At 37.2% G+C, this 23763-nt stretch carries 14 protein-coding genes; 13 read left to right on the top strand and 1 reads right to left on the bottom strand.

What is annotated here, in order from left to right; genetic code table 11:
• Positions 1-125 precede the first annotated feature (125 nt).
• Genes EA772_RS05455 through EA772_RS05445 form a run of 3 tightly spaced genes read left to right on the top strand, consistent with a single transcriptional unit; the run spans position 126 to position 3275 of the window.
• The gene (locus EA772_RS05455; protein WP_124911690.1) at positions 126-1274 is read left to right on the top strand and encodes a hypothetical protein; all 1149 of its coding nucleotides are present in this window, start codon (positions 126-128) and stop codon (positions 1272-1274) included.
• A gap of 2 nt (positions 1275-1276) precedes the next feature.
• Positions 1277-2815, top strand: coding sequence for a regulatory iron-sulfur-containing complex subunit RicT (gene ricT / locus EA772_RS05450; protein WP_124911688.1), 1539 nt, complete (start codon positions 1277-1279; stop codon positions 2813-2815).
• Positions 2784-3275, top strand: a complete 492-nt coding sequence (locus EA772_RS05445; RefSeq protein WP_124911686.1) for a gliding motility lipoprotein GldH — start codon at positions 2784-2786, stop codon at positions 3273-3275. The genes ricT and EA772_RS05445 overlap by 32 nt, the downstream gene beginning before the upstream one ends.
• 99 nt (positions 3276-3374) lie before the next feature.
• Here the strand turns inward: EA772_RS05445 and murF are convergent, their stop codons facing one another.
• On the bottom strand, positions 3375-4676 hold the full coding sequence (murF, locus tag EA772_RS05440; protein WP_124911684.1) for a UDP-N-acetylmuramoyl-tripeptide--D-alanyl-D-alanine ligase: 1302 nt from the start codon (positions 4674-4676) through the stop codon (positions 3375-3377).
• A gap of 86 nt (positions 4677-4762) precedes the next feature.
• Between murF and EA772_RS05435 the strand changes: the two genes are divergently transcribed.
• From EA772_RS05435 to EA772_RS05390, 10 genes are all read left to right on the top strand, one after another.
• Positions 4763-7258 carry a M14 family metallopeptidase gene (locus tag EA772_RS05435; RefSeq protein ID WP_124911682.1) on the top strand — a complete coding sequence of 832 codons (2496 nt, stop codon included), beginning with the start codon at positions 4763-4765 and terminating at the stop codon, positions 7256-7258.
• A gap of 196 nt (positions 7259-7454) precedes the next feature.
• The gene (locus EA772_RS05430) at positions 7455-10595 is read left to right on the top strand and encodes a SusC/RagA family TonB-linked outer membrane protein (RefSeq protein WP_246834050.1); all 3141 of its coding nucleotides are present in this window, start codon (positions 7455-7457) and stop codon (positions 10593-10595) included.
• A gap of 11 nt (positions 10596-10606) precedes the next feature.
• Positions 10607-12202, top strand: coding sequence for a SusD/RagB family nutrient-binding outer membrane lipoprotein (locus tag EA772_RS05425; protein ID WP_124911680.1), 1596 nt, complete (start codon positions 10607-10609; stop codon positions 12200-12202).
• A gap of 91 nt (positions 12203-12293) precedes the next feature.
• Positions 12294-13148 carry a DUF1735 domain-containing protein gene (locus EA772_RS05420; RefSeq protein ID WP_157259051.1) on the top strand — a complete coding sequence of 285 codons (855 nt, stop codon included), beginning with the start codon at positions 12294-12296 and terminating at the stop codon, positions 13146-13148.
• Positions 13149-13243: 95 nt separating this feature from the next.
• A complete protein-coding gene (locus EA772_RS05415) occupies positions 13244-13948 on the top strand; it encodes a hypothetical protein (protein WP_124911678.1) in 705 nt (234 codons plus the stop codon).
• A 245-nt stretch (positions 13949-14193) separates the two neighbouring features.
• Complete coding sequence (locus tag EA772_RS05410; protein ID WP_124911676.1) at positions 14194-17262, top strand: SusC/RagA family TonB-linked outer membrane protein; 3069 nt, start codon at positions 14194-14196, stop codon at positions 17260-17262.
• Positions 17263-17273: 11 nt separating this feature from the next.
• Positions 17274-18683 carry a RagB/SusD family nutrient uptake outer membrane protein gene (locus tag EA772_RS05405; RefSeq protein ID WP_124911674.1) on the top strand — a complete coding sequence of 470 codons (1410 nt, stop codon included), beginning with the start codon at positions 17274-17276 and terminating at the stop codon, positions 18681-18683.
• A gap of 125 nt (positions 18684-18808) precedes the next feature.
• Positions 18809-19525 (top strand): hypothetical protein, encoded by a 717-nt coding sequence (locus EA772_RS05400; protein WP_124911672.1) that lies wholly within the window; start codon positions 18809-18811, stop codon positions 19523-19525.
• A 34-nt stretch (positions 19526-19559) separates the two neighbouring features.
• The gene (locus tag EA772_RS05395) at positions 19560-20222 is read left to right on the top strand and encodes a hypothetical protein (protein ID WP_124911670.1); all 663 of its coding nucleotides are present in this window, start codon (positions 19560-19562) and stop codon (positions 20220-20222) included.
• A gap of 343 nt (positions 20223-20565) precedes the next feature.
• Complete coding sequence (locus tag EA772_RS05390) at positions 20566-23745, top strand: TonB-dependent receptor (RefSeq protein ID WP_124911668.1); 3180 nt, start codon at positions 20566-20568, stop codon at positions 23743-23745.
• Positions 23746-23763: the final 18 nt, after the last annotated feature.

Genomic DNA, 23763 nt, shown 5'->3' with positions numbered 1-23763 from the left:
AGCATTACCGAAGGCTGCTTTTCTACATCCATTTATTGTCTTGAAAATTTAAAATTCACCTGTTCCGAAACAAGTTCGGCCAGATGAAGCGGTGAATATCATATCTATTTCTTATTTTGCACCAAATGCAGTTTAAAGAAATCATCGGACAGGATAAGGTTAAGCAACAATTGGTGCAAACGGTTAAAGAAAACCGCGTGAGCCATGCGCAGCTTTTTTTGTCGCCGGCTGGTTCGGGTGCTGTACCGTTGGCGATTGCTTATGCGCAGTATATCAATTGTTTAGATAAGCAAGAGGCTGATAGTTGTGGCGAATGCTCGAGCTGCAGAAAGTATGAACGTTTGATTCATCCCGATTTGCATTTTTCTTACCCATTTTTTGCATCTGCAAATACCAAAACGGCTATTGATGTGCTGGAAGATTGGCGAAACATGCTGTTGCATGATGCTTATTTTGATATGGATATTTGGCGATCGAAGCTGGATGCCGCTAATAAACAAGCCAATATTCCGATTGCAGAGTGCCACGATATTATAAAAAAACTGAGTTACAAAGCATTTGAAGCTGAAACAAAAGTTTTAATAATGTGGTTGCCCGAGTATTTGGATAAAGCAGGGAACGCCTTGTTAAAATTAATTGAGGAGCCGCCTGCCAATACGCTGTTTATTTTGATTGCGCAAAGTCAGGACCAGATTCTAACTACCATTTTATCGCGAACGCAGATTGTAAAAATCCCGAAGCTTACCGGTGAAGAAGTTTCAAGTTATTTAATGCATTCTAGCGGCTTGACAGCACATCAGGCGACTGATTATGCTTTCCTCGCCGATGGAAATCTAATTGAAGCAAAAGCCCTGGCTGCTGACACGCAGAGCGACAGCTCAGGAACTTTTACGGCCTGGCTGCGAATGGGATTCGGAAATAAAGTACCTGATTTGATCGATTTTACAGATGATGCAGCAAAGTGGGGAAGAGAAAATCAAAAGAATTTTTTAAAATATGGTGTAAATTATTTGCGGGAGTGCTGCCTGATTTTGAGTGGTGCGGAAGCGTTGGTAAAACTGCCCCCTTTAACATTTGAAACCGCAAAAAAGCTAAGTACCCACGTGCTCACTTTGCCCATGGCCGAAGCCATTATTGGCGAACTGGAAAAAGCACATTACCACATCGAAAGGAATGCAAACCCTAAAATTCTGTTTTTAGATGTATCTTTACAGTTGGTAAAAATTATAAAGTTTAAAACGCTCCCTGCGGGGACTCAATATATATACAATTAGATATGGGATGTGGAAGTTGTTCAACAGGTGGTGGTTGCACCCCTAATGGATGCAAAAGTAATGGCTCATGTGGCACCGGTGGGTGTCAGACAATGGAAGTTCACGATTGGCTATCCAACCTGGATATGCCTTCAAATTATAAACCTTTTCAGGTTACAGAAATAAAATTCAAAGGATCGCGTAAAGAGTTTTTCCTTAATAACGATAATATTTATTTAGAAATTGGCGAGTTGGTTGCTGTTGAAGGGCCAACCGGAGGTTTTGATGTAGGGCATGTTTCGTTAACAGGTGAGCTGGTGCGTATCCAAATGAAACGCCGCAAAACGGCTTTGGATCAGGTTACCAAGAAAATTTATCGCAAAGCGACAGAGGCTGATGTAGAAAAATGGAATGCGGCCAAGGGAATGGAATGGGAAACCATGCATAAAGCCCGTAAATTGGCTTTGGATCTTCGTTTGCAAATGAAAATTAGCGACGTGGATTACCAGGCCGATAAAACAAAAGCTACATTTTTCTATACTGCAGATGGTCGTGTTGATTTTCGTGAGCTGATTAAAAAAATGGCCGAAAGTTTCCGGATCCGGATTGAAATGCGCCAAATTGGTATGCGCCAGGAGGCTGGCCGCTTAGGCGGGATTGGTTCATGCGGACGTGAATTATGTTGTTCTACCTGGTTAACCAACTTCAAAACCGTCTCTACAGCCGCGGCCCGTTATCAAAATCTTTCTTTGAACACTTTAAAGCTTGCCGGACAATGCGGTAAGTTAAAATGTTGTTTAAACTATGAGCTTGATACTTATTTAGATGCGCTAAAAGATATCCCTGATCGTATTGAAAATTTAGATACTGAGGCAGGATATGCCCGTCATCAGAAAACCGATATTTTCAAAAAAATCATGTGGTTCAGTTACCAGGGTGATGAAAACTGGATTCCGGTGAAAGCCGCCCGTGTAAAAGAAATCATGGCAATGAATAAGGCTGGCAAAAAAGCGCCTAATTTAAAAGAGGAAGCTGTTCAAATTGCTGCACCTGTGGTAGTGGAAAAATCTTTTGATTATGAAAATGTAGTGGGTCAGGATAGTTTAACCCGTTTGGATGAACGTTCTAAAGGTAGAAATAATCAAAACCGCAATCAGAAAAGCCGCAATCAGAAAAACGATAACCGAAGGGAACGTGTTCCTGCTGGAGATAAAAATGCATCACCGAGTAATAAACAACAGGGTGCACAAAAGCCGCAAAATGGAGGAAAGCCACAGCAAAACGGGCCTCGTCCACAGCAAAATGCGGCAGCGAAGCCACAAGGCAACAATCAGAAGCCCCAGCAACAGGCGGTTCCAAAACCGCAGCATGTTCAGGGACCGAGACCTCAAAGCAATAATCCGAAGCCTCAACAGCAAAAACCTGTAGCTAAAGCAGATGGCGAGTTAAATGTTGAGGGTGCAAAACCGGAGCAAAGCAAAAATAAAAACAGAAATAACCGTAGGAAAAACAATAACCGCCGAAATCAAAATGGCTCAGAGAATAAACCTGCTTCTGAATAAAAAGACAGCGTTCTTATTTTGCTTTGTATTGGTCGCATCTCTTTTTGTGGGATGTTCGTCTAATGTTATTGATAGCAATGTGGAAATTCCAGATCGCAAGTGGACTTATCGTAACCACATTATCACCTCATTTGAAATCAAAGACAATGCAAAAGCCTATAATGTTTATTTTAAGTTAAGGCATACCGCAGAATACAAGTATTCGAACATTTTTATTCTTGCTCACTTTAAGGACGGGAAAAACACAGTTAACCAACGTTTTGAGTTTCAACTGGCAAAGAATGACGGCGAATGGCTCGGGAGCGGTTCTGGAAATGTTTTTAGCTACACGCTACCTCTACTTGAAAATCATCGCTTCCCTAGAAATGGCAAGTTTGAAATTGAGATTGAACAAAACATGCGTGATAATCCCTTAGTTGAGGTGAGTGATGTGGGAATATTAGTAGAAGAAGTGAAATAAGTCACCTTAGCACTTGCTTTTATTATTAAATAACAAAAAAAAAAGCGTTGTATGAAATCTACAGCGCTTTTTTTGTGTCTGTATTTTGCGGTTATATAATTATAAATACTGCAATAAACTTTCCAGCTTCATCCCTCTTGACCCTTTCAGTAAAACCAGATGATTTTCGATTGGATTTTGCTGAATGTAGGCTGCCGCTTCTGCAGGAGTTTCAAAAAACAATGCATTAAATTGATCCTTTAAAGCATAAAAATATTTTCCAATCAAAATAAGCTGATTTAATCCACTATCAGAAGCTTGCTTTGCAATTATTTCATGTTGTAGGTTAGATTCAGGACCAAGTTCAAACATATCACCTAAAATGGCCGATTTTTTATCTGCTGATAAAACAGAAATATTGTTCAAAGCCGCGGTCATGCTACTTGGGTTGGCGTTGTAAAAATCGCAGATAACTGTATTGTGATCCGTCTTTGTGAGCTGCGAACGGTTGTTTTTGGGTTGATAATTGGCCAAGCCAGTGTTAATTTCTTCAGGATTCATATCGAAGAAATCGCCAATGCATATAGCGGCTAGAATATTCTCAAAGTTATAGCTGCCAGTTAAATTTGTTTTTACAACAGAAGAAACCTCATGATTGGTCCATTCTACTTCAATAAAAGGATCACTGCTTTTTAAATTGCCTTTTATGGTGTTTCCATTTTCAGTACCATAATATATCAGCTTATTTAATCCGGCGATAGCACTCATTTCCATTAAATGAGCATTGTCTCTATTGATAAAAGTATAACCATTGTTTTCTTTCAGATAGGCGTAAAGTTCTGCTTTACCCTTTTTTACACCTTCAAACCCACCAAATCCGTCCAGGTGTGCCATGCCAACATTGGTAATGATGCCATGAGTAGGTTGAGCAATCGAACAAAGTAACTCGATTTCCTTTTGGTGATTGGCCCCCATCTCAATCACCGCAATTTCAACATCATGAGTGATTGATAAAATTGAAAGTGGCACACCAATATGATTATTGAGATTCCCAAAGGTGGCAAATGTTTTAAATCGCTCTGTTAAAACAGCATTTACCAATTCTTTGCTGGTCGTTTTACCATTGCTGCCCGTAAGTCCGATTACAGGAATATTTAATTGTTCGCGATGGTAACGGGCTAAATTCTGCAGGGCAGTAAGTACATCATCAACCAGCAAACATTTTTCGTTTATGGCGTAATTTTCCTCATCAATAACAACAAACGATGCACCTTTCTCCAATGCTTGCGCTGCAAACTCATTTGCATTAAAATGATCGCCCTTAAGTGCAAAAAAGATACAGCTTGGTGTAATGTTTCGGGTATCAGTTGAAACGGTAGGATTTTCAAGAAAATGGAGGTAGAGTTGAGCGGTTGTAATCATGTTCTTCGTAAAAAATATGCTGTAAAATTAAGGTTTAGCATTAACAAAAAGCAAAATTACTACATTAGATAAAATTTAATTGTTTTATGAAGAAAAGCATAACGTTCTGCCTGCTCCTGGTAATCACAGCATTTGGTGCAATTGCACAAGTAAAGTCACCAGATGATTTTTTAGGATACGAACTTGGATCACACTTTACACCACATTATAAGGTAGTAGATTATTTCAGACAAACGGCGGCAGCTTCACCCAAAAACATAAAACTAATTGAATATGGCAAAACCAATGAAGGAAGGCCACTACTTGCTGTGGCGATATCATCTGCAGAAAATATTTCAAGATTAGAGCAAATACGCACCAATAACTTAAAACTGGCGACAGGGGCAGATAATACGGTTGATCTTAAATCGCAGCCTGCGTTGGTTTGGTTAAGCTATAATGTTCATGGTAATGAGGCCAACTCTACCGAAACCTCGATGAAAATGCTGTATGCCTTATCTTCAGGTCAAAATACACAAGCCAATGAATGGTTAAAAAATACAGTAGTAGTCATTGACCCATGTTTAAATCCTGATGGTAGAGACCGCTATGTCAACTATTTCAACAGCGTTGTAGGTAAAACACCAAATTCAGATCCTACTTCGCGTGAGCATATAGAGCCTTGGCCAGGCGGTCGCCCTAACCATTACTATTTCGATTTGAACCGCGATTGGGCCTGGCAAACCCAAATGGAAAGTAAGCAAAGATTGGCATTATATAATAACTGGATGCCTCAGGTACATGTCGATTTTCATGAACAAAGCTATAATGAGCCATATTATTTCGCACCAGCTGCCGAGCCTGTTCACCAGGATATCACCCCTTGGCAAAGAAGTTTTCAGGTCGTGGTGGGAAAAAATAATGCCAGATACTTTGATGCAGAAGGCTGGCAATATTTTACAAAAGAGCGTTTCGATTTACTTTACCCATCTTATGGTGATACTTATCCCTTATATAATGGTGCCATCGGCATGACCTATGAACAAGGTGGCATCAGAGCTGGTTTATCAGTGGTAACCAACAATGGTGATACCTTAACGTTAAAAGATCGTATTGCACACCATTTCGCAACAGGAATGTCAACGGTTGAGGTATCTTCTCAAAATCAAGGCAAATTGCTGGAAGAATATAAAAAGTATTTTCAGCAGGAAATGAACACCGCTCCTGGTATTTATAAAACCTATGTTGTAAAAGCCAGTAATTTATCAAGATTAAAAAAACTGGCAGATTTGCTCGCGAAAAACAAGATTCAGTTCGCTTACGGTGCAGATAAAAACGGAAGGGGTTACGACTACGATACGCAGAAAGAAGAAAGTTTTACCGTCGACAGAAATGATTTGATTATTAATGTATTGCAGCCCAGAGCAGTTTTAGCAAATGTATTAATGGAGCCGCAAACTTTTGTAGCAGATTCAAACACTTACGACATTACCGCCTGGGCATTACCTTATGTATATGGTTTAAAAGCTTATGCCAGTAAAGAAAGTTTTAAAGGTAAATATGCTGATTTGGCGGTGGCCGATGAAACATCAAATGATATTGATAAACCTTTAGCCTGGTTATTTGCCTGGGGCGCTGCAGAAAATGTACAGGTATTAATCGATTTGCAGAAAGAAAATATCAAAGTGAGGCAATCTGATCAACCATTTACGGTTTCCGGCAAAGACTATCCTGCCGGAACACTGATTGTTTTAAGGGCAGAAAATGAAAAGAGTGTAAAAGGTTTAAAAGAAAAGGTAGTCGCCATCGCCAGAAAATTTGATAAGCCGGTCAGAGGAATTACCAGTGGCTTTGTCGAAAAAGGAAAAGATTTTGGTTCAAATGTATATCCGATACTAAAGCAACCAAAAATTGCTATCGTTTCTGGTACTGAGGTTTCTTCGCTGGCATTTGGTGAAGCCTGGTTTTATCTGGAGCACGATTTAAACCTCGCACCAAGTATTATCAATGCCAGGGATATCAATAACCTGGATATTAATAAAGTTAATACTTTAATCCTTCCAGATGGAAGTTATAGTGCTTTTGTAGGCGATGGTCTTACCTCCTGGTTAAATAAGGGAGGCAAATTAATTTTAATGGAAGATGCTATTGAAAGCGTGTTGGATAAAAAGGGTTTTGACTTAAAAAAGAAAGAAATAGTTGCTAAAAAAGATGAAAAACCTGAGCCAAGCAAATTGCTGTTTAAAAACAAAGATAAAGATGACTTTGAATTCGCTATCCCGGGTGCAATTTATAAGGTGAATCTGGATGCTTCACATCCTTTATCGTATGGATTGGGAAAATTCTATTACACGCTTAAAACTGACCGGAAGATTTATGAGCCATTTGCCAAAGGCTGGAATGTGGGTCAGGTTAATGAAAAAAGTTTGATGGCAGGCGTCGTCGGTAAAAAGGTACGTGAAGAATTAAAGTCAGGATTGTTGATCGGTATACAGGATTTTGGCAGAGGACAAGTGGTTTATTTGGCTAACGACCCGCTTTTTAGAAATTTTTGGGAAGGTGGAAAGACTCTTTTTGGGAATATCCTGTTTTGTAGTTATTAATCATACAAAAAACCAATATTATGTAAGCCCTATGTTAATCAAACATAGGGCTTTGTTGTATTTATTAACATTTATTAGGCGGTTTTGTCATATTTTAAATAGAATGTTAAAAATTGTTAAAATAAATTTGGTGATATACTCAACTAACTATACTTTAGTGTTTTATTAGAATCATTAACTAACCTATTTTCAAATTATGAAAAAACTTCTACAAAGTTTGTTCATTCTTATGTTCGTTGCGTTCGGCGCAATGGCTCAGGAAAGAACAGTAACTGGTACGGTAACCTCTCAAGAAGACGGTCTTCCTGTTCCAGGTGCAACAGTAAGGGTAAAAGAAATTCCTAACCTGGGCGCACAAACCGGAGCGAATGGTAAATTTACCTTAACCGTTCCATCAAATGGTAAAACGATTGTCGTAACATTTTTAGGTTATGCTTCTCGTGAGTTCACAATTCCGGCGAGCAATGTTATTAATGCTGTTTTAGCATCAGATGCTACTTCGCTGAATGAAGTTGTAGTAACAGCTGGTGGTGTTGCAATTAAACGTCGTGAGCAAGGTAACCAGTCTACAACCGTTAAGGCTGAAGAATTAACACAAGGTAAAGCATTTAACGTTGCCAGCGCTTTAACTGGTAAAGTAGCGGGTTTACAAGTAAACGCTGTAAGTAGTGGTGTTAACCCTAACATACGTTTGGTATTAAGAGGTAACCGCTCTTTATTAGGTAATAACCAAGCTTTAGTAGTTTTGGATAACGTTATCGTACCAAGTGATGTTTTAGGAAATTTAAATCCTGAAGATATCGAAAACATTGAGGTATTGAATGGTGCGGGTGCTGCGGCACTTTATGGTTCTGATGCATCAAATGGTGCATTAATTATTACCACCAAAAAAGGTAAAAGAGGTGCTACAAGTATTAACGTAAGTCATACTACTAATGTTGAGCAGGTAAGTTTCTTACCTAAATTACAGGATAGATTTGGTTCTGGTACGGGTAACGATGATATTCCTACTTATACAGCTTTCGAAAATCAGCAGTATGGTCCTGCATTTGATGGGGTAGTTCGCCCAATCGGTAAACCGTTGGCAGATGGCTCAATCCAGTCAGTTCCTTATTCTTACAATAAAGATGAAAATAAAGATGCTTTCTGGGAAACTGGTTATTCAAACCAAACCGATTTCAACTTATCATCAGGTGATGATAAAGGAACCTATTACTTTTCCGGTCAATATTTTGATCAAAAAAGTACTGTGCCTGGTGATAAATATAACAGATTCTCGATGCGTATCAATGGGGAGCGTAATTTAGGTAATAATGTAACTTTTGGATTTAACTTAAGTTATGTTCAAAACCGTTACGATCAGGGAAATGCTATCGGAAGTGTATTTGATAACGTACTTCAATCTCCAGGACAAATTCCTTTAACGAGATACAAAGATTTCAAAAATGATCCGTTTGCTAATCCTAACGGATATTATAATGAGTACTATCAGAATCCATATTTTGCTTTGGCAAACTCTCGTAGTGCAACTCGCAACGATTATTTAACAGGTAATGCACAAATCAAATGGAATCCAATTAAGGATTTATCATTATTGGTTCGTGCGAATTTATCTAACAGAGCATTTTCAAATAAATCTACTACCAACAAATTTACATATTCTGCTTACCGTTTAGCATCTACGCCTAACTTCGCTAATATCGTTGGTGGTGTAAGTGATTATTCTGGTTACAATGTTCAAATCAACCCTGAGTTCCAGGCGCAATACATCAAGCAGTTATCTAAAGACTTCTCTTTAAATGTTATTGCTGGTGCTACCATCAGACAAAACACTTATAAAAGAGTTGATGTAGGTACTCAAGGAGGTTTAGCTCTGGATGATTTCTTCAACGTAAGCAATGGTCTTCAGAACCCATCGGCAAGTGAATCGAACTTTAAAGCCAGACAAATTGGTGTTTATGGTGATGCACGTTTAGGATTTAGAAATTATTTATATTTACACGTAACAGGAAGAAACGATTGGAGATCAATTTTGTCTCCTGAAAACAGATCATTCTTCTATCCTGCTGCTGATATTTCATTCATTGCTTCAGATGCCATTCCTTTCTTGAAAAACTCAAAAGTAATTGAGTCGTTGAAAATCAGAGGGGGTGTTTCTAAAGTGGGTAACGTTAACTTAGGTAACAGTACAAATTTCGGTGCCTACGCTTTATTGCCAACATTTGGTCAGGCTTCTGGTTATCCTTATGCTGGTATCCCGGGCTTTACTTTAGCTGATCGTATTGTTTCTCCTAATATTAAACCAGAGATGACTTTGGCTTATGAGGGTGGTATTGATTTTGTATTATTAAAATCAAGAATCTCGGGTAGTTTTACCATGTATAAAACAAATACAACTGACCAAACAGTTCCGGTAAGTGTTGCTAACTCTACAGGTTTTTCTTCATTTTTAACAAACACAGGTGAAGTAAGCAATAATGGTATTGAAACTAACTTACGCCTTGTTCCTTATAGAAATTTAGACAATGGTTTAGAGGTTTCTGTTGGTGCTAACTATACTTATAATAACAATAAAGTTGTTTCCATCAGCAACGGATTACCTGCACTTGGTTTGTCAGGAACAACAACATTAGGTTCATGGGCTGTAGAAGGTCAGCCTTTCCCTGTGCTTCAAGGAACTGATTATGTGAGAGATTCTGAAGGTAGAGTTATTGTTGATAGATATACTGGTTTTCCAAATGTTACTAATGGAAATAAGGTTTTGGGTAATGTTGAGCCTCGTCATCGTTTAGGACTTGATGCTGCTGTAAGTTACAAAGGTTTCCGTTTAACAGGTTTATTCGAATACCGTGGAGGTTTCGTTATGGGTCAAAACTCAGGAAGTTATGATTTCTCTGGTGCGGGTATCAGAACAACATATTTCAACCGCGAACGTTTTGTAATCCCTAATTCATCGTATTTGGATCCTGTTACAAACACTTATGTTGCAAACACAAACATCACTACCAGAACAGGTGGGGTAGATTTCTGGACGAATGGACCAACCAATATGGGCGTTGCCAGCAATTACGTTTATTCGGCTGCTTTCTGGAAGCTTAGAGAGTTATCATTATCATACGATTTACCAAAGTCAGTTTTGGGTAGTTTGAAATATGTTAAAGGTGCTCGTATCAGTGTTCAAGGCCGTAATTTATTTATCTGGACACCTAAAACCAATATTTACACAGACCCTGAGTATAGTGATGCAGGCCCTGACAATAACGGTATAGGTATTGCATCGTTAGGTCAAACGCCTCCAGCTCGTTTTTATGGTGCTACATTATCATTAACATTTTAAAAAACATCCATATGAAAAAGATATTTAACGGTTTATTGATAGTTGCTTTAGCAGTAGGCTTTACGTCTTGCAAAAAGTATCTAGATATAAATGAAAACCCAAATAGTTCTACCGAATCTACACCCGCTTTAGTTTTACCTCAAGCGATTGTGAATTCAGCTGCTGTTTCGCAATCTTACAATAGCGCTTATTATTTTCCTGGTGGCTTCGCCGCCAACATTTATGGTGTTGGTAGTTACGGTGCCAGTGTTACTTATGCCTATACTGCTGGTAGCTTTACTAACTTGTTTTCTGGTGTTTACAATAATGCAACAGATTATCAATATGTAATTGACAACACTGCAGGAAATTCATCATTGGTATACAGTAATGCTATTGCAAGGATCATGAAGTCTTTCATGTTCTCAAAATTAGTAGATCAGTATAATGATGTGCCTTATAGCGAAGCTTTAAAAGGCAGCGCTATCTTAACGCCTAAATATGATAAAGCTGAAGATATTTATAAGGATTTAGTAGCACAGTTAACGGCGTCAATTAAAGCAATTACCGATGGTCAAGCAGTTACAAGCGCAAACAAACCTGCTGTTGTGGCTTCGAGTACAGATCCTTTATTTAAAGGTGACATGAACCTTTGGAAAAAATTTGCTAATACAGTAAAACTACGTTTGTTAATTAAAATGGCTGGTGTGCCTGCGCAATCAGCTTATGCTACTACTGAATTTGCGGCTTTAAGTACATCAGTTGGTTTCTTGGAAACAGATGCACTTGTAAATCCAGGATATTTAAAAGAAGCAAACAGACAAAATCCGTTATATAATTCACTTGCCTTCGGAAGTGATGGTGTAAGGTCTCAAGCTCAGGCTGTTCCAACGATCTGGATTTTAACATTTTATAATGGTACTAAGATTTCTGATCAAGGTAGAGGTTACGCTATTTACAGAGGCTTTCCAAGTCCGGCAGTAAACAGATTAGGTGAGGAAAATTTACCCTCAACTGTAGTTCCACCGGCTGGTTCAACTTCATGGTTTACAGGTACTGACGCTAACACGCCTTACATAGGTGTAGCAAAAGGACCTGCTCAAGGACAGCCTATTCTTTTGGCTGCTGAGAGTCGCTTTTTACAGGCAGAAGCCTTTGCAAGAGGTTATTTAACAGGAAGTGCGAAAACAGCATTTGATGAAGGTATTAAAGCTTCTTTCAAATATATTTATCAGGATCAAGCTGGTGCCGCAATTGCAGGATGGGATTATCTTTCTGAATCTGCTGCTTATCAAGCTCAGGAAAATCCAAATAATCCATTGGTGAACTACCCTGCAACAGGTTTGCAGGCGCAGATTGAAGCCATTATCACGCAAAAATATATTGCAATGAATGTGATTCACTGTGATGAGGCGTTCAATGAATTCAAAAGAACTGGATTTCCGAAAATAGTTGATGGCTCATCAGATGGACGTTTAACATTTGCTTCTAAACAATCTCAATCTACACGTCCAGATAAATTAATCAGTAGAATACTTTATCCTTCACAAGAATATTCTTATAATCCTGGCAATGTTCCTGCTGGTGTAACGTTATTTGGTTCAAGAATTTTTTGGGACTTAAATTAATTTGATAAAAATTATGAAAAAATATATCTTTAAATCATTGACTTTTTTACTAGCTGCTAGCACGCTAACATCTTGTTTAAAAGATGATACAATGATCCTGGACCCTGCTAAAGGTCACAATGTGATTGAATTCGCCAATCCTGCACAAATCGCTGTGAATGGTACGCCTTCACCAATGTATCAATTTTCTTATTCAACAGCAGTTCTTCCAACTTTACCCATTACGGTAAGTTATTCTGGCCCTGAAGCTACAGCGCCTCAAGATATTACGGTTAGAATTACTCCTGGAAATACAGCAAAAATTCAGGAATATAATACGGCAACTTCAAGTAATTATACTTTGCTAGGCGCTGAAAGTTATACTTTGAGCACCAATGAAGTGGTGATCAAAGCCGGAACAAGTAAAGCTACTTTCAATGTTGCACTTCGTCCTTTAACTTTTGCCTTTACAGGTTTACAAGTGCTTCCATTAACAATCTCTTCGGTTTCTACAGGGATCATCAGTGGAAACTTCGGAACGATTTTGTTAAACGTTACGCCAAAAAATATCTATGATGGGGTTTACAATGTAACGGCTGGAAACGTTCAGAGATTTACTGCTCCAGGTGTTCCAACGGTTAATGATGGCTTGAATGGTGACTTAGCTGGAAACCCTGATGTGTCTTTACAAACAATTAACTTAAACACTGTTCAAATTAATGGTTTAACATGGCATGGTGGTTCATCTGGTATTGCTGGTATTGATAACCTTAGAGCAACGATTGATCCAGCTACGAATCTGGTTACAATGACTGCTTTAGGTAATGCGACACTAAGAAATATTCCTGCTACGGTAAGTAGATATGACCCGGCAGCTAAAACGCTTACACTAAACTTTGAGTGGAATCCTACTTCAAATAGAAGAGCGGTTACTGGCCTAGTGCTTAAATACAATCACGAGAGATAATAAATTCAAATTCTAAAAAAAAAGGTTATGATGAAAATCATAACCTTTTTTTCGTTTAAAAAGATTATATTTATTTTAATCTAAATTTAGAAAATATGAGAAACAAGTCCAGATTATTCTACCTTACTATAGGAACGCTTTTGCTTAATCAACTTTTGTTTGCACAAGAGCAAAAAACATCAGTCCTTTCCGACCAAACCAAAGTGGTTTACGCGATGAACGATTCTAAAAAAATTGAAGGCGTATATTCTGTTTTAAAAGAAGAAGATAAAGTTTTTCTCAGAGGCGCTTACAAAGATAACGTTCGGACAGGCAACTGGTACGCTTTTAATGATGACGGCAAAGTATTCCTTCGCTACAATTATGATTTGAAGAAATTATTGTTTCTGGATACCACAAGCATTAACAGGCTCAAGGTAGAGATTGATGCCAAGGATCCTGAAGTCAAAGAAAAGGCAAGTATCCCTGTGCCGATTACCTCTATTGATCAATACATTTCGTTACTTGGTACTGAGCTTAAGCGCATGGTTAAAACTGAAAACAAAAATGCTGATGGAACATTGGAAGCTGATTTGATTACCAAAATTGATAAAAATGGTCGTGCGAACTATCAAGCACAATATGTTGCAGATGGAATTTTAGTCACTAAGAAGCTGGTGATTTCTGAAAAGGGTTTCGATATCGACTGGATTCCTTCGAGTTATAAAGGCGTAAATTATGCTGCCACTTTTTCTGTAAAAGCGAGAATTAGTTTTACCGAAAAACCCGGTATCAAACAGCGGTTTATCTGGGTTTATTAAATAAAGTAGTATGATTTTAATGAGGAGGTTAAGCAGTTAACCTCCTTTTTTATTTGTAAGAAATTTAAATTAATACAAAGAACAAAATTCGTGATGCTAATTTTGTTTTAATAAGATTGTAATAAAAATGTCAAAATTCAAGTATACTCCTAATTATGCTAAATTTCTGAGTCATTGCCGACGAAATAAGCATGCGTTTATTCTATCTTAGAAGCTAAAATCAATCATTCACTAACTTAAATTTCATGAAAAAACTTCTACAAAGTTTGTTCGTATTAATGCTTCTTGCTGGATCTGCATGGGCACAAAACCGAACAATTACAGGAACAGTTACGGATAAGGCAGATGGTAAGCCTATCCCCGGCGTGACCGTTCGAGTTCAAGGATCACAAGGTGGAGCTGTGACCACAGAAAATGGTAGTTTCTCGCTTATTGCGGGGTCGGATGCCAAAAATCTTATTATCTCTTACATTGGTTACGTAAGTCAAACTTTACCAATAACTTCTTCTAACACTTACCGTGTATCACTGGTATCTGACGATAATACCTTGTCAGAAATTATTGTAACAGGATATACTCAAACTTCTAAGGTGAGAAATGTTAGTGCTGCATCAGTTATAACCAATAGTCAGATTGCTAACATTCCACAGCCTAACTTTACAACAAGGCTTCAGGGTCAAGCTCCTGGTGTTAACGTACTATCAGGAACTGGTCAGCCAGGATCAAATGCAAGTATCCGTATACGTGGATCTAATTCGATAGCTGGCGGATCTACTCCATTATATGTAATTGATGGTATTGCTGTAGACGAAGCTACATTCTCTACTATGAACCCTAATGATTATGAATCGATAAGTATTTTGAAAGATGCATCTGCAACTGCATTATATGGATCAAGAGGTGGTAATGGTGTTGTGGTAATCAAAACGAGAAGAGGAGTTGCCGGAAAGGTTAAAGTTGGCTACAATGTTCAGGGTGGTATTGATTTACGTACACAAGCTAAATTTGATATGATGAATTCATCTCAACTTCTTGCTTTACAAGAACAAGGTAGAGCTGGTGCTGGATGGACATATTCTGCACTTAATACAGCCTCTACTATTCCAGCTGCAAGAAGAGCGGCGATTAGAGATTCACTAAGTAATGTCAATACTAATTGGGATGATATCTTCTTTAGAGATGGTAAGTTCCAACAGCATGAGGTAACCGCTTCAGGGGGTTCAGAGCAAACAAGATTTTTCTCAAGCTTCAATTATTATGATCAAGAAGGCATTGCATTAAGATCAAATTTGAATCGTTATACGATGCGTTTAAATGTTGATCATACTTCGGGAAAACTAAATTTAGGTCTTCAAAGTAATTTAGGTTGGTCGAAATCAAACTTTATTGAATCTGAAGCTGGTGTAGCTTTAGCCAATCCTTTTGCTGCAGTTTATTTAGCTTTGCCATGGGAAAATCCTTACGGTCCTGATGGAAGAATTTTAACTGCGAATAACACAACAAACGGTTTTAGGCCATTTAACCCTTACACTGCAGCTAACGGTGTTTTGGCTGATAGTCGTTTAGGTTCGAATGCCTTAGACAGATTAAATAACAGCACATTGAAAACAGATCAGATAAAATCAACTGTAATTGCAAATGCTACTTATGAGATTTATGATGGCTTAAAGTTAACCACCAATTTAGGTTTGGATTATCGTCAAACTGTTCAAGAAAGAAGCATTTTTCCTGGATCTCATGCTGGTGTTTCAGTTCAGAATGGTAACCAGGGATCTTATGGTAATAACGTGACAAGGATTTTAAATCTTACGTCAACTTCTGGCTTAACTTATGCCAAATCATGGGGCTTACATGAAATTAATGCAAATGCATTAGTTGAGGCGATTAGAAACAGAGAGAGCTTATTTAACTATAATGGTTTTGGTATCAATCCTAAATTATTAAATACCCCTGCAGGTATTACGGCTGGTACAAATACGAACTCAATGATTCCAACTGTTGGTGGTGGTAAGACTGAGTACGGTTTCACTTCATTTATTGGTTTGGTAAACTATACTTATAACAAAAAATATACAATCCAAGGTACATACAGGTATGATGGATCTTCGAAACTTCCTGAGCAAAACAGATGGCACGGTTTCTACTCTATCGGTGCTAACTGGAATATCAAACAAGAAGATTTCTTAAGTCAAAGTAACTTCCTTAATACCTTAATTTTAAGAGCAAGTTATGGTGAAACGGCAACAGCTCAAAATCAATCTAACTTCGGTTACCTTCCAACTTATGGAAACGTATCGTATGCGGGTGTATCGGGTATTGCTCCAGCTTCTCCAGGAAACCCTGATTATGACTGGGAATATACTAAAGGTTTAAACATTGGTGTTGATTTCGCTGGTTGGGATAACAGACTTCGTGTAACAACAGAGTTTTATCGTACCAACACAAAAAATAACTTTATCAATCAGCAATTGTCACTAACTTCTGGATTTGGTTCATTATCAATTAATGCAGGTAGTATCAGAAATACGGGTATTGAAGCTAATGTTTCGGTAGATGTTTTAGCCTCGAAAGATTTCGTTTGGACTTTAAATGCAAATATTGCCTACAATAAAAACGTAATTACTGATTTAGGCCAGGCAACTGAATATCCTGCGGGTACATCAATCATCAGAGTTGGTCTACCTAAAGGTTCTCACTACGCTGTAGGTTATGCCGGTGTTGATCCAGCAAATGGCGATCCACTATACTTCAATGTTGATCCTGTTACTAAAGAATCTAATGGAACAACTACCAATGTGTACAATGGACCAGCGCTTTCGACAGCAGAATGGGGTACCTACGAGGCACCTACTTCAGGTGGTTTTGGAACAAGTGTAAGATATAAAGGCTTTAATTTAAGTACCTTATTTGTTTTCTTCCAAGGCTTTTCGATGTTTAATAACGAATCATTCTTTCTATCTAGTCAATCTCAATTTTCAGCATACAATCAACAAACAAGAATGGCTAATGCATGGACTCCAACAAACACAATTACTAACATTGCTCGTTTAGGATCAAGCCGCCAGTTCAGTTCATTCGATATTGAAGATGCCTCGTTCATCCGTTGGAGAAATTTAACTTTGAGTTATGATATACCTCAGGCATGGATAACAAAAACTAAGTTTTTGAGTAGTGCTAGAATTTACGCCATGGGCCAAAATATAGGTACTTGGACTAAATGGAGTGGATTTGACCCAGAAAACAACAATAACATCGCTCAATTCAAATATCCTGCGCCAAGAAACTTTTCATTAGGTATTCAAGTTAATTTTTAATTGATAATAAAATGATAAAAAATATAAATAAAATCGTCGGATTAATGCTGTTATCCAGCATCATTCTTACTTCTTGCGAAAAGAATATCGATTTAAAACCTACCGATACAATATCTAACGAAACCGCTATTCAAAATATCGATGATTTAGATCGTGCGACCATTGGCGCATATTCAAACTTGCAATATCAGCAAGCGTATTTTGTAAATACGATTATGGCTGATGAAGCCCGATGGGGTGTTGATAACTTGATCAGAAATGCTGCTGGAGCACATCGCTGGGATTTTGATAGTGGAAATGGCGACGTTACTTCATCATGGGGTACTATGTATAATGTAATTGATCGGGTTAACCGTGCTTTGGCGAGTTCAGAAAATGTACCTGCAGGATCTACTGCCGAAGTAGCAACAAAAAACAGATTAAGAGGTGAATTATTTGCTATCAGGGCTATGGCTCATGCAGAGTTGCTAAGATGGTTTTCTCCTAGATATGAAAATGATCAGCTGGGGGCAGTGATCATGCTTGAATCTTCTATTTTAGGAAAGCCACAAAGATCTACTTTTGGACAGGTAATGGCACAAGTTAATGCTGATTTTGCCCAAGCAGATGCTTTGATTCCAGCTTCATTTACAGATATTTTTAGAATTACTAAGCCAGCAATTGCTGCATTACGTGCTCGTGCTGCGTTATATGCAAAAGATTGGGCCAATGCTGTTACTTTCGCTAATGCTGCAATTGCAGCTAAAGGTACATTGGCCACAGGCGCAGATTATGCAGCGATCTGGACAGATGCTAATACTTCTGAAAATTATTTCCAATTGAGAAGGAATGCAAATGCAGGTTCTGTGCGTACCTATTGGACTGATGACAACACAGATGTGTTCTTTTCTCCTTCCTTTAAATTAATTGATACATATAGTCCTACTACAGATGTGAGATACAATGCATTTATTTTTAGAGATGGAACTGTAGCTTCATCTAGAGAAAGTTGGAAAGTAAATAAATATTCAGGACAAAATGCAACGAACAGATTTAACAACATTAAAGTGATCAGAACTTCTGAAATGTATTTGATTTTGGCTGAAGCCAATGCAGAACTAAATCAGGTAGCTGTTGGTGCTTCTGCGCTAAACAGTGTCAGAAAGGCCCGTATAACTGGTTATGTAGATCTAACATTTGCTAATAAAGAAGCACTAATTGACGCTGTCATGTTAGAAAGATATAAAGAGTTGGCATTTGAAGGTCACCGTTTCTTTGATTTAAGAAGAAGACAACTTCCTGTAGTAAGAGATGACAGGGACATTACGGTGGGAGCAGCTGTTCCAAAAACTCTTGCAACCACGGGAAGAAATTATATTTTACCAATCCCATCAGCTGAACAATTTGCTAACCCAACCATACAGCAAAACCCTGGTTATTAATGATGTGATTTGTTAATACATATATTAATTTGTTACAGAAAAACCCTTGCCATTAGCAAGGGTTTTTTGTTTTATAAATGATTTTTAGATATTTTTATTAATCTAAAACTCTAAATCCCATGAAAATGAAACACTTATTAATTTTCATTACTGTTGTACTGGCTACTGTTAACAGTAATGCTCAAAATCTGACCAGCAGATTTACTTTGCAGCCTGAAGCTCAACACATCAATTCGAGGATTCCAAGATATGAAAGCTTATCATTTTTTCAGTTGGAAAGGAACTATTTGCCTAATAGCTATATTAAGGCAGATTATGTTAAAGGTAAAGCAACTACTACTGATGGTTGGGCGAAAGGAAATATTACAATTAAAAATGAAGATGTTGTGTACAATAATGTAGATTTAACTTATAATCAGGTTAATGATAAGCTTTATGTAAAAGGGAATAAAGGTATTGTTACAATCAATAAGCCAATTAAAGAATTTACCATCGCGGATGGAGATCAGATAAGTTATTTCAGGACAGGATTCCCCTCAGTAAATAGTAATAATAACAATACCATTTATGAGGTGTTAAAGGATGGAGAATATAAGCTTTTAAAACGCGTAGAAAAAAATGTTTACGTAACTGTTGGATACAATATCGTAACAGAAAAGAGATATGATGCGAAAGTTAAATATTTTGTAAATACTGGCGACAAAATGTTTGAAGTTAAGCCAAATGATGAAAGTCTCACTGAAGCCGCTAATAAATATGGTTTACCCATTGGTGATTTAGTAGCTAATTATAAAATAAAGAATGAGTCTCAATTGGTAGCACTTATTAAAAATCTGCCTTAATAAGCGATTTAGTATTCAAAATTTCATAGAAAAAATGATGAAAATAAAGTATCTTATCATAGTTTACACTTTGGTTATTTTTAATCAAATGGCATTTGCTCAATTGGATGCCAATTCTCTTAAGCTTTCTATGCCAACAGGGAAATCAATAAATGAAACTAGAATAGATAATGTAAAAGGTGATCCTAATTTGTTTAAAGAGTGGGCAAAAGGAAGTGTAATTTTGGTCGGGGAAAATGTAAGCTATCCAAATCTTGATTTGATTTACGATCAGGTAAAAGATAAACTTTATTTCAAAAGTGGAAATGAAAAACTAGAATTTACAAAGCCAGTTAAAGAATTTAAAATTACAAGCAATAATGTATCAAATATTTATCGTGCGGGTTTTCCACCGATAGATAAAAATACAGAAAATACATTGTACCAAGTTTTAACTGATGGACGAATAAAATTATTAAAACAGGTAAAAAAGGATATTATCACAACGAAAGGCTATAATGAAGTAACTGAAATGCGTTACGACTCAAAAGTGAAATATTTCGTTTTAGACGGCGCATCCTTTTACGAAATCAAGCCCAACAAGAAGGGTATTTTGGCAGCTATCTCAGAAAAGGGCTTAAACGCATCAGACCAGCTAAAAGTCAACCCTCCTTTAAAAAATGAAGCAGATCTTATTGCTTTTTTTGGCATGCTATAATAAACGTGATCATTTGATAATACTTATTGATAGGTTGAAGAGGAATTAATTATCATTGCTGAGATAGTTTAACAGACATTGATTTTATTAAACAAAATAGTATGATTCTAAAAAGGAGGTTAAGTGATTAACCTCCTTTTTGTTTGTAAAAAATTTTAAAATATACAACGAATAACTAAATTTTTAGTATTAATGCGATGTTAATTCTACGGTAATCTGAATGTCATAACCAAAAATATCTCAATAATTGGTTAATTTTTGTTGTGTAATATTTGAATTACAAAGAGATATGCCTTAAATTAGGAGCCTTAAAGTAATTAAATCAAACAACTAATTTAAATTCATGAAAAAACTTTTACAAAGTTTGTTCGTGCTTCTGTTTGTTGCATTCAGTGCAATGGCGCAAGACCGAACAATTACTGGAACAGTAACGTCAAGTGAAGATGGACTTCCGATCCCGGGAGCATCCGTAAAAATCAAAGAAACTACAGGTTCAGGAACGTTAACCGGAAACGACGGTAAATATTCCATCCGTGTAAATCAAAGTGCTAAAACATTAATTATTTCTTCGATTGGTTTTGCAACAAGAGAGATAGTAATCAATGGTTCGGTAATCAATGCAAAACTTGCCACAGATGCCCAATCTTTAACGGAGGTGTTAGTTGTTGGATATGGTACTGCGAAAAAAGAAACCTTCACTGGTTCTACTGCTCAAATTAATGCAAAGGAGTTCGCCGATCGTCCGATTACTAACGTTCTTAGTGCAGTTGTCGGTGCAGCTCCAGGTATCCAGACCAACCTTGCAGGTGGTGCACCAGGTTCATCTGCTGCCATTCGAGTAAGGGGATTTGGTTCCATTTCTGCCTCAAATTCTGCATTAATTGTAGTTGATGGTGTCGTATATGATGGTGGTATGTCTAACATTAATCCGGACGATGTCGAAAATGTATCGATTTTAAAAGATGCTTCAACCACTGCATTATATGGTTCAAGAGCGGCAAATGGAGTAGTGATGATTACTACTAAAAAAGGTAAGAAGAATTCTGATAATTTAACTTTCAAAGCATCTGTAGGATGGTTAGCTCGTGGTTTACCTGAATATGAGCGTGTTGATGCAAATACCTATTATCCGCTAATGTGGGAAGTGCAAAGAAATACTTTGCAGTATGGTTCTTTAGCTATTCCACGTAATGTTGCTGGTCAAATTGCTGCCGGAACCTTAAACAGCTACAATGGTGCAAATTACTCAGGTGTTAAATCCTTATTAGGATACAATCCATACAATGTTGCTGATAACCAGATTGTATCTGCTGATGGGGTATTAAATCCTAATGCATCATTGTTATATGGTGATGATTTAGATTGGGCTGATGCAGCTAGCCAAGGTGGAAAGAAAAGACAAAATTACAACATGACTTATTCAGGTGGTAATGAGAAATCTGACTTCTTCGCATCAGTTGGTTATACAAATGAAGAAGGATTTTTGATAAAATCTGGATTAAAAAGATACAACGGTCGTGTAGCTGTGAATTCTAATCCGGTTAAATGGTTTAAAACAGGCTTAAATTTAAGTGGTACCTATTCAAAATCATTAACGGATAACGTGGGTGACGGCGGATCTTCAGTAGTTAACCCATTTTATATTTCTCGTTATATTGGCCCGATCTATCCGGTTTATTTGCACAATGCAACAACAGGAGATTATATATTAGATGCCAATGGCCAGCGTCAATTTGACTTTGGTAATGGTCGTCCGTTTTCGCAAGGTCGTCACACGATCTTCGAAAATATCAATGATTCTCAAAGACAAGTTAGAGGTGTAATTAATGCTAGAACCTATGCTACTGTTAACATCACAAAAGATTTAAAAGCGACAACTAATGTGAGTTTCGACTTACAGGATATTCATGAACGTTTATATGACAACCCAATCATTGGAGACGGTGCGCCTGCTGGAAGAGCTTATCAAAGTTTATTTCGTACAACAAATATTACCTTCAACCAGTTGTTAGAATATAATAAGCAATTCGGTAAGCATAACATTAACGCACTTGCAGGTCATGAAACATTTACACGTAAATACAATGAGCTTACAGGTAGTAGAAGTGGACAAAGTTTTGATGGAATTACAGAACTTTCAAACTTTGCAACCGTTTTAGGTACGAGTTCCTACGAGGATAATTACGCTCTTGAAAGTTATTTAGGTCGTGTAAATTATGATTTTGATGGTAAGTATTTGTTAAGCGCTAACTTCCGTAGAGATGGTAACTCTAGATTCTCTTCTTTAGTACGCTGGAATAATTTTTATGGTATTAGTGCAGGTTGGAATATCCATAAAGAAGCTTTCTTTAATGCAAAATGGGTAGATCAATTAAAACTTAGATCTTCATACGGAGAACTGGGTAACGATGCTGGTATCGATTATTATGCCTACAAAGCATTATATAACTTAGGTAATAATAACCAGGCTGAATCTGGATCAAGACAGGCCAGGTTATCAAACCCAAATTTAACATGGGAAACCGCTAAGAACTTAGATATTGCTTTAGAATTTGGATTATTTAAAAACAGATTATCGGGTACTGTTGAATATTTTAACAGAATTACTGACGGTTTAATTTTTGATGTACCACAACCATTATCAAACGGTGGATCAACTACAAGCCCGTATTACTTTGCCATTCCTACTAACATCGGAAGTTTATATAACAGAGGTTGGGAAGCACAGATTACAGGTGAAGTTGTTCGCAATAAAGATTTCAGATATACAGCAACTGTTAATTTAACCAAATTCAAGAATCAAATTACTAAAATGCCGGATAATCAGCCATTGATTCAATCTGGTACTAAAGCTTATAGCGTTGGTCATTCGATTTATGATTTCTACTTAAGAGAGTTTTATGGTGTAGATTCACAAACAGGTGAAGCATTATATAGAACAAATAGCTTAACTACAAATGCGAAAATTGTGAACGGTACTGATACTGTGACCAAAGTAATTGGTGAGGCAAATTATAGATATACAGGCAATAGTTCAATTCCTGATTTATATGGTTCAATGAATAATACTTTCAGTTACAAAAACTTAAGCCTAAGTTTCTTGTTTACGTTCCAGTTTGGTGGAAGAGTTTATGACAGTGCATATCAATCGTTAATGCATGGTGGTTCTTATGGTACAGCTTTACATGTTGATGCATTAAATCGTTGGCAGAATCCTGGTGATGTTACTAATGTTCCAAGATTTGATAATAATCGAATCACAGATTTTACTGGTGCAAGCAGCCGATGGTTAACTAATGCCAGCTATTTGCAGTTAAATAACATTACGTTAAATTATCAATTGCCAAAACGTTGGTTAAGTGAGATCAATGCTAAGACAGCAAGTGTATTTGCTTCTGGAGAAAATTTAGCTTTATTCTCACACAGAAAAGGTATGGGTGTTTCTAGTACCTTCAATGGAACTGTTGGAAACAATTACTATTTTAGTAAGGTATTTTCAGTAGGTGTTAGTGTAGGCTTTTAATTCGTTGTATAAAACATT

The sequence above is a fragment of the Pedobacter sp. G11 genome, from assembly GCF_003860265.1.
Taxonomy (GTDB): domain Bacteria; phylum Bacteroidota; class Bacteroidia; order Sphingobacteriales; family Sphingobacteriaceae; genus Pedobacter; species Pedobacter agri.
This window is presented reverse-complemented; position numbering and strand designations above follow the sequence as displayed.

What these genes read in the sequence shown, in the direction of transcription:
- EA772_RS05455 (WP_124911690.1), top strand. Translation starts at nt 126, where the DNA reads ATGCAGTTTAAAGAAATCATCGGACAGGATAAGGTTAAGCAACAATTG.
- ricT (WP_124911688.1), top strand. Translation starts at nt 1,277, where the DNA reads ATGGGATGTGGAAGTTGTTCAACAGGTGGTGGTTGCACCCCTAATGGA.
- EA772_RS05445 (WP_124911686.1), top strand. Translation starts at nt 2,784, where the DNA reads ATGGCTCAGAGAATAAACCTGCTTCTGAATAAAAAGACAGCGTTCTTA.
- murF (WP_124911684.1), bottom strand. Translation starts at nt 4,676, where the DNA reads ATGATTACAACCGCTCAACTCTACCTCCATTTTCTTGAAAATCCTACC.
- EA772_RS05435 (WP_124911682.1), top strand. Translation starts at nt 4,763, where the DNA reads ATGAAGAAAAGCATAACGTTCTGCCTGCTCCTGGTAATCACAGCATTT.
- EA772_RS05430 (WP_246834050.1), top strand. Translation starts at nt 7,455, where the DNA reads ATGAAAAAACTTCTACAAAGTTTGTTCATTCTTATGTTCGTTGCGTTC.
- EA772_RS05425 (WP_124911680.1), top strand. Translation starts at nt 10,607, where the DNA reads ATGAAAAAGATATTTAACGGTTTATTGATAGTTGCTTTAGCAGTAGGC.
- EA772_RS05420 (WP_157259051.1), top strand. Translation starts at nt 12,294, where the DNA reads ATGATCCTGGACCCTGCTAAAGGTCACAATGTGATTGAATTCGCCAAT.
- EA772_RS05415 (WP_124911678.1), top strand. Translation starts at nt 13,244, where the DNA reads ATGAGAAACAAGTCCAGATTATTCTACCTTACTATAGGAACGCTTTTG.
- EA772_RS05410 (WP_124911676.1), top strand. Translation starts at nt 14,194, where the DNA reads ATGAAAAAACTTCTACAAAGTTTGTTCGTATTAATGCTTCTTGCTGGA.
- EA772_RS05405 (WP_124911674.1), top strand. Translation starts at nt 17,274, where the DNA reads ATGATAAAAAATATAAATAAAATCGTCGGATTAATGCTGTTATCCAGC.
- EA772_RS05400 (WP_124911672.1), top strand. Translation starts at nt 18,809, where the DNA reads ATGAAACACTTATTAATTTTCATTACTGTTGTACTGGCTACTGTTAAC.
- EA772_RS05395 (WP_124911670.1), top strand. Translation starts at nt 19,560, where the DNA reads ATGATGAAAATAAAGTATCTTATCATAGTTTACACTTTGGTTATTTTT.
- EA772_RS05390 (WP_124911668.1), top strand. Translation starts at nt 20,566, where the DNA reads ATGAAAAAACTTTTACAAAGTTTGTTCGTGCTTCTGTTTGTTGCATTC.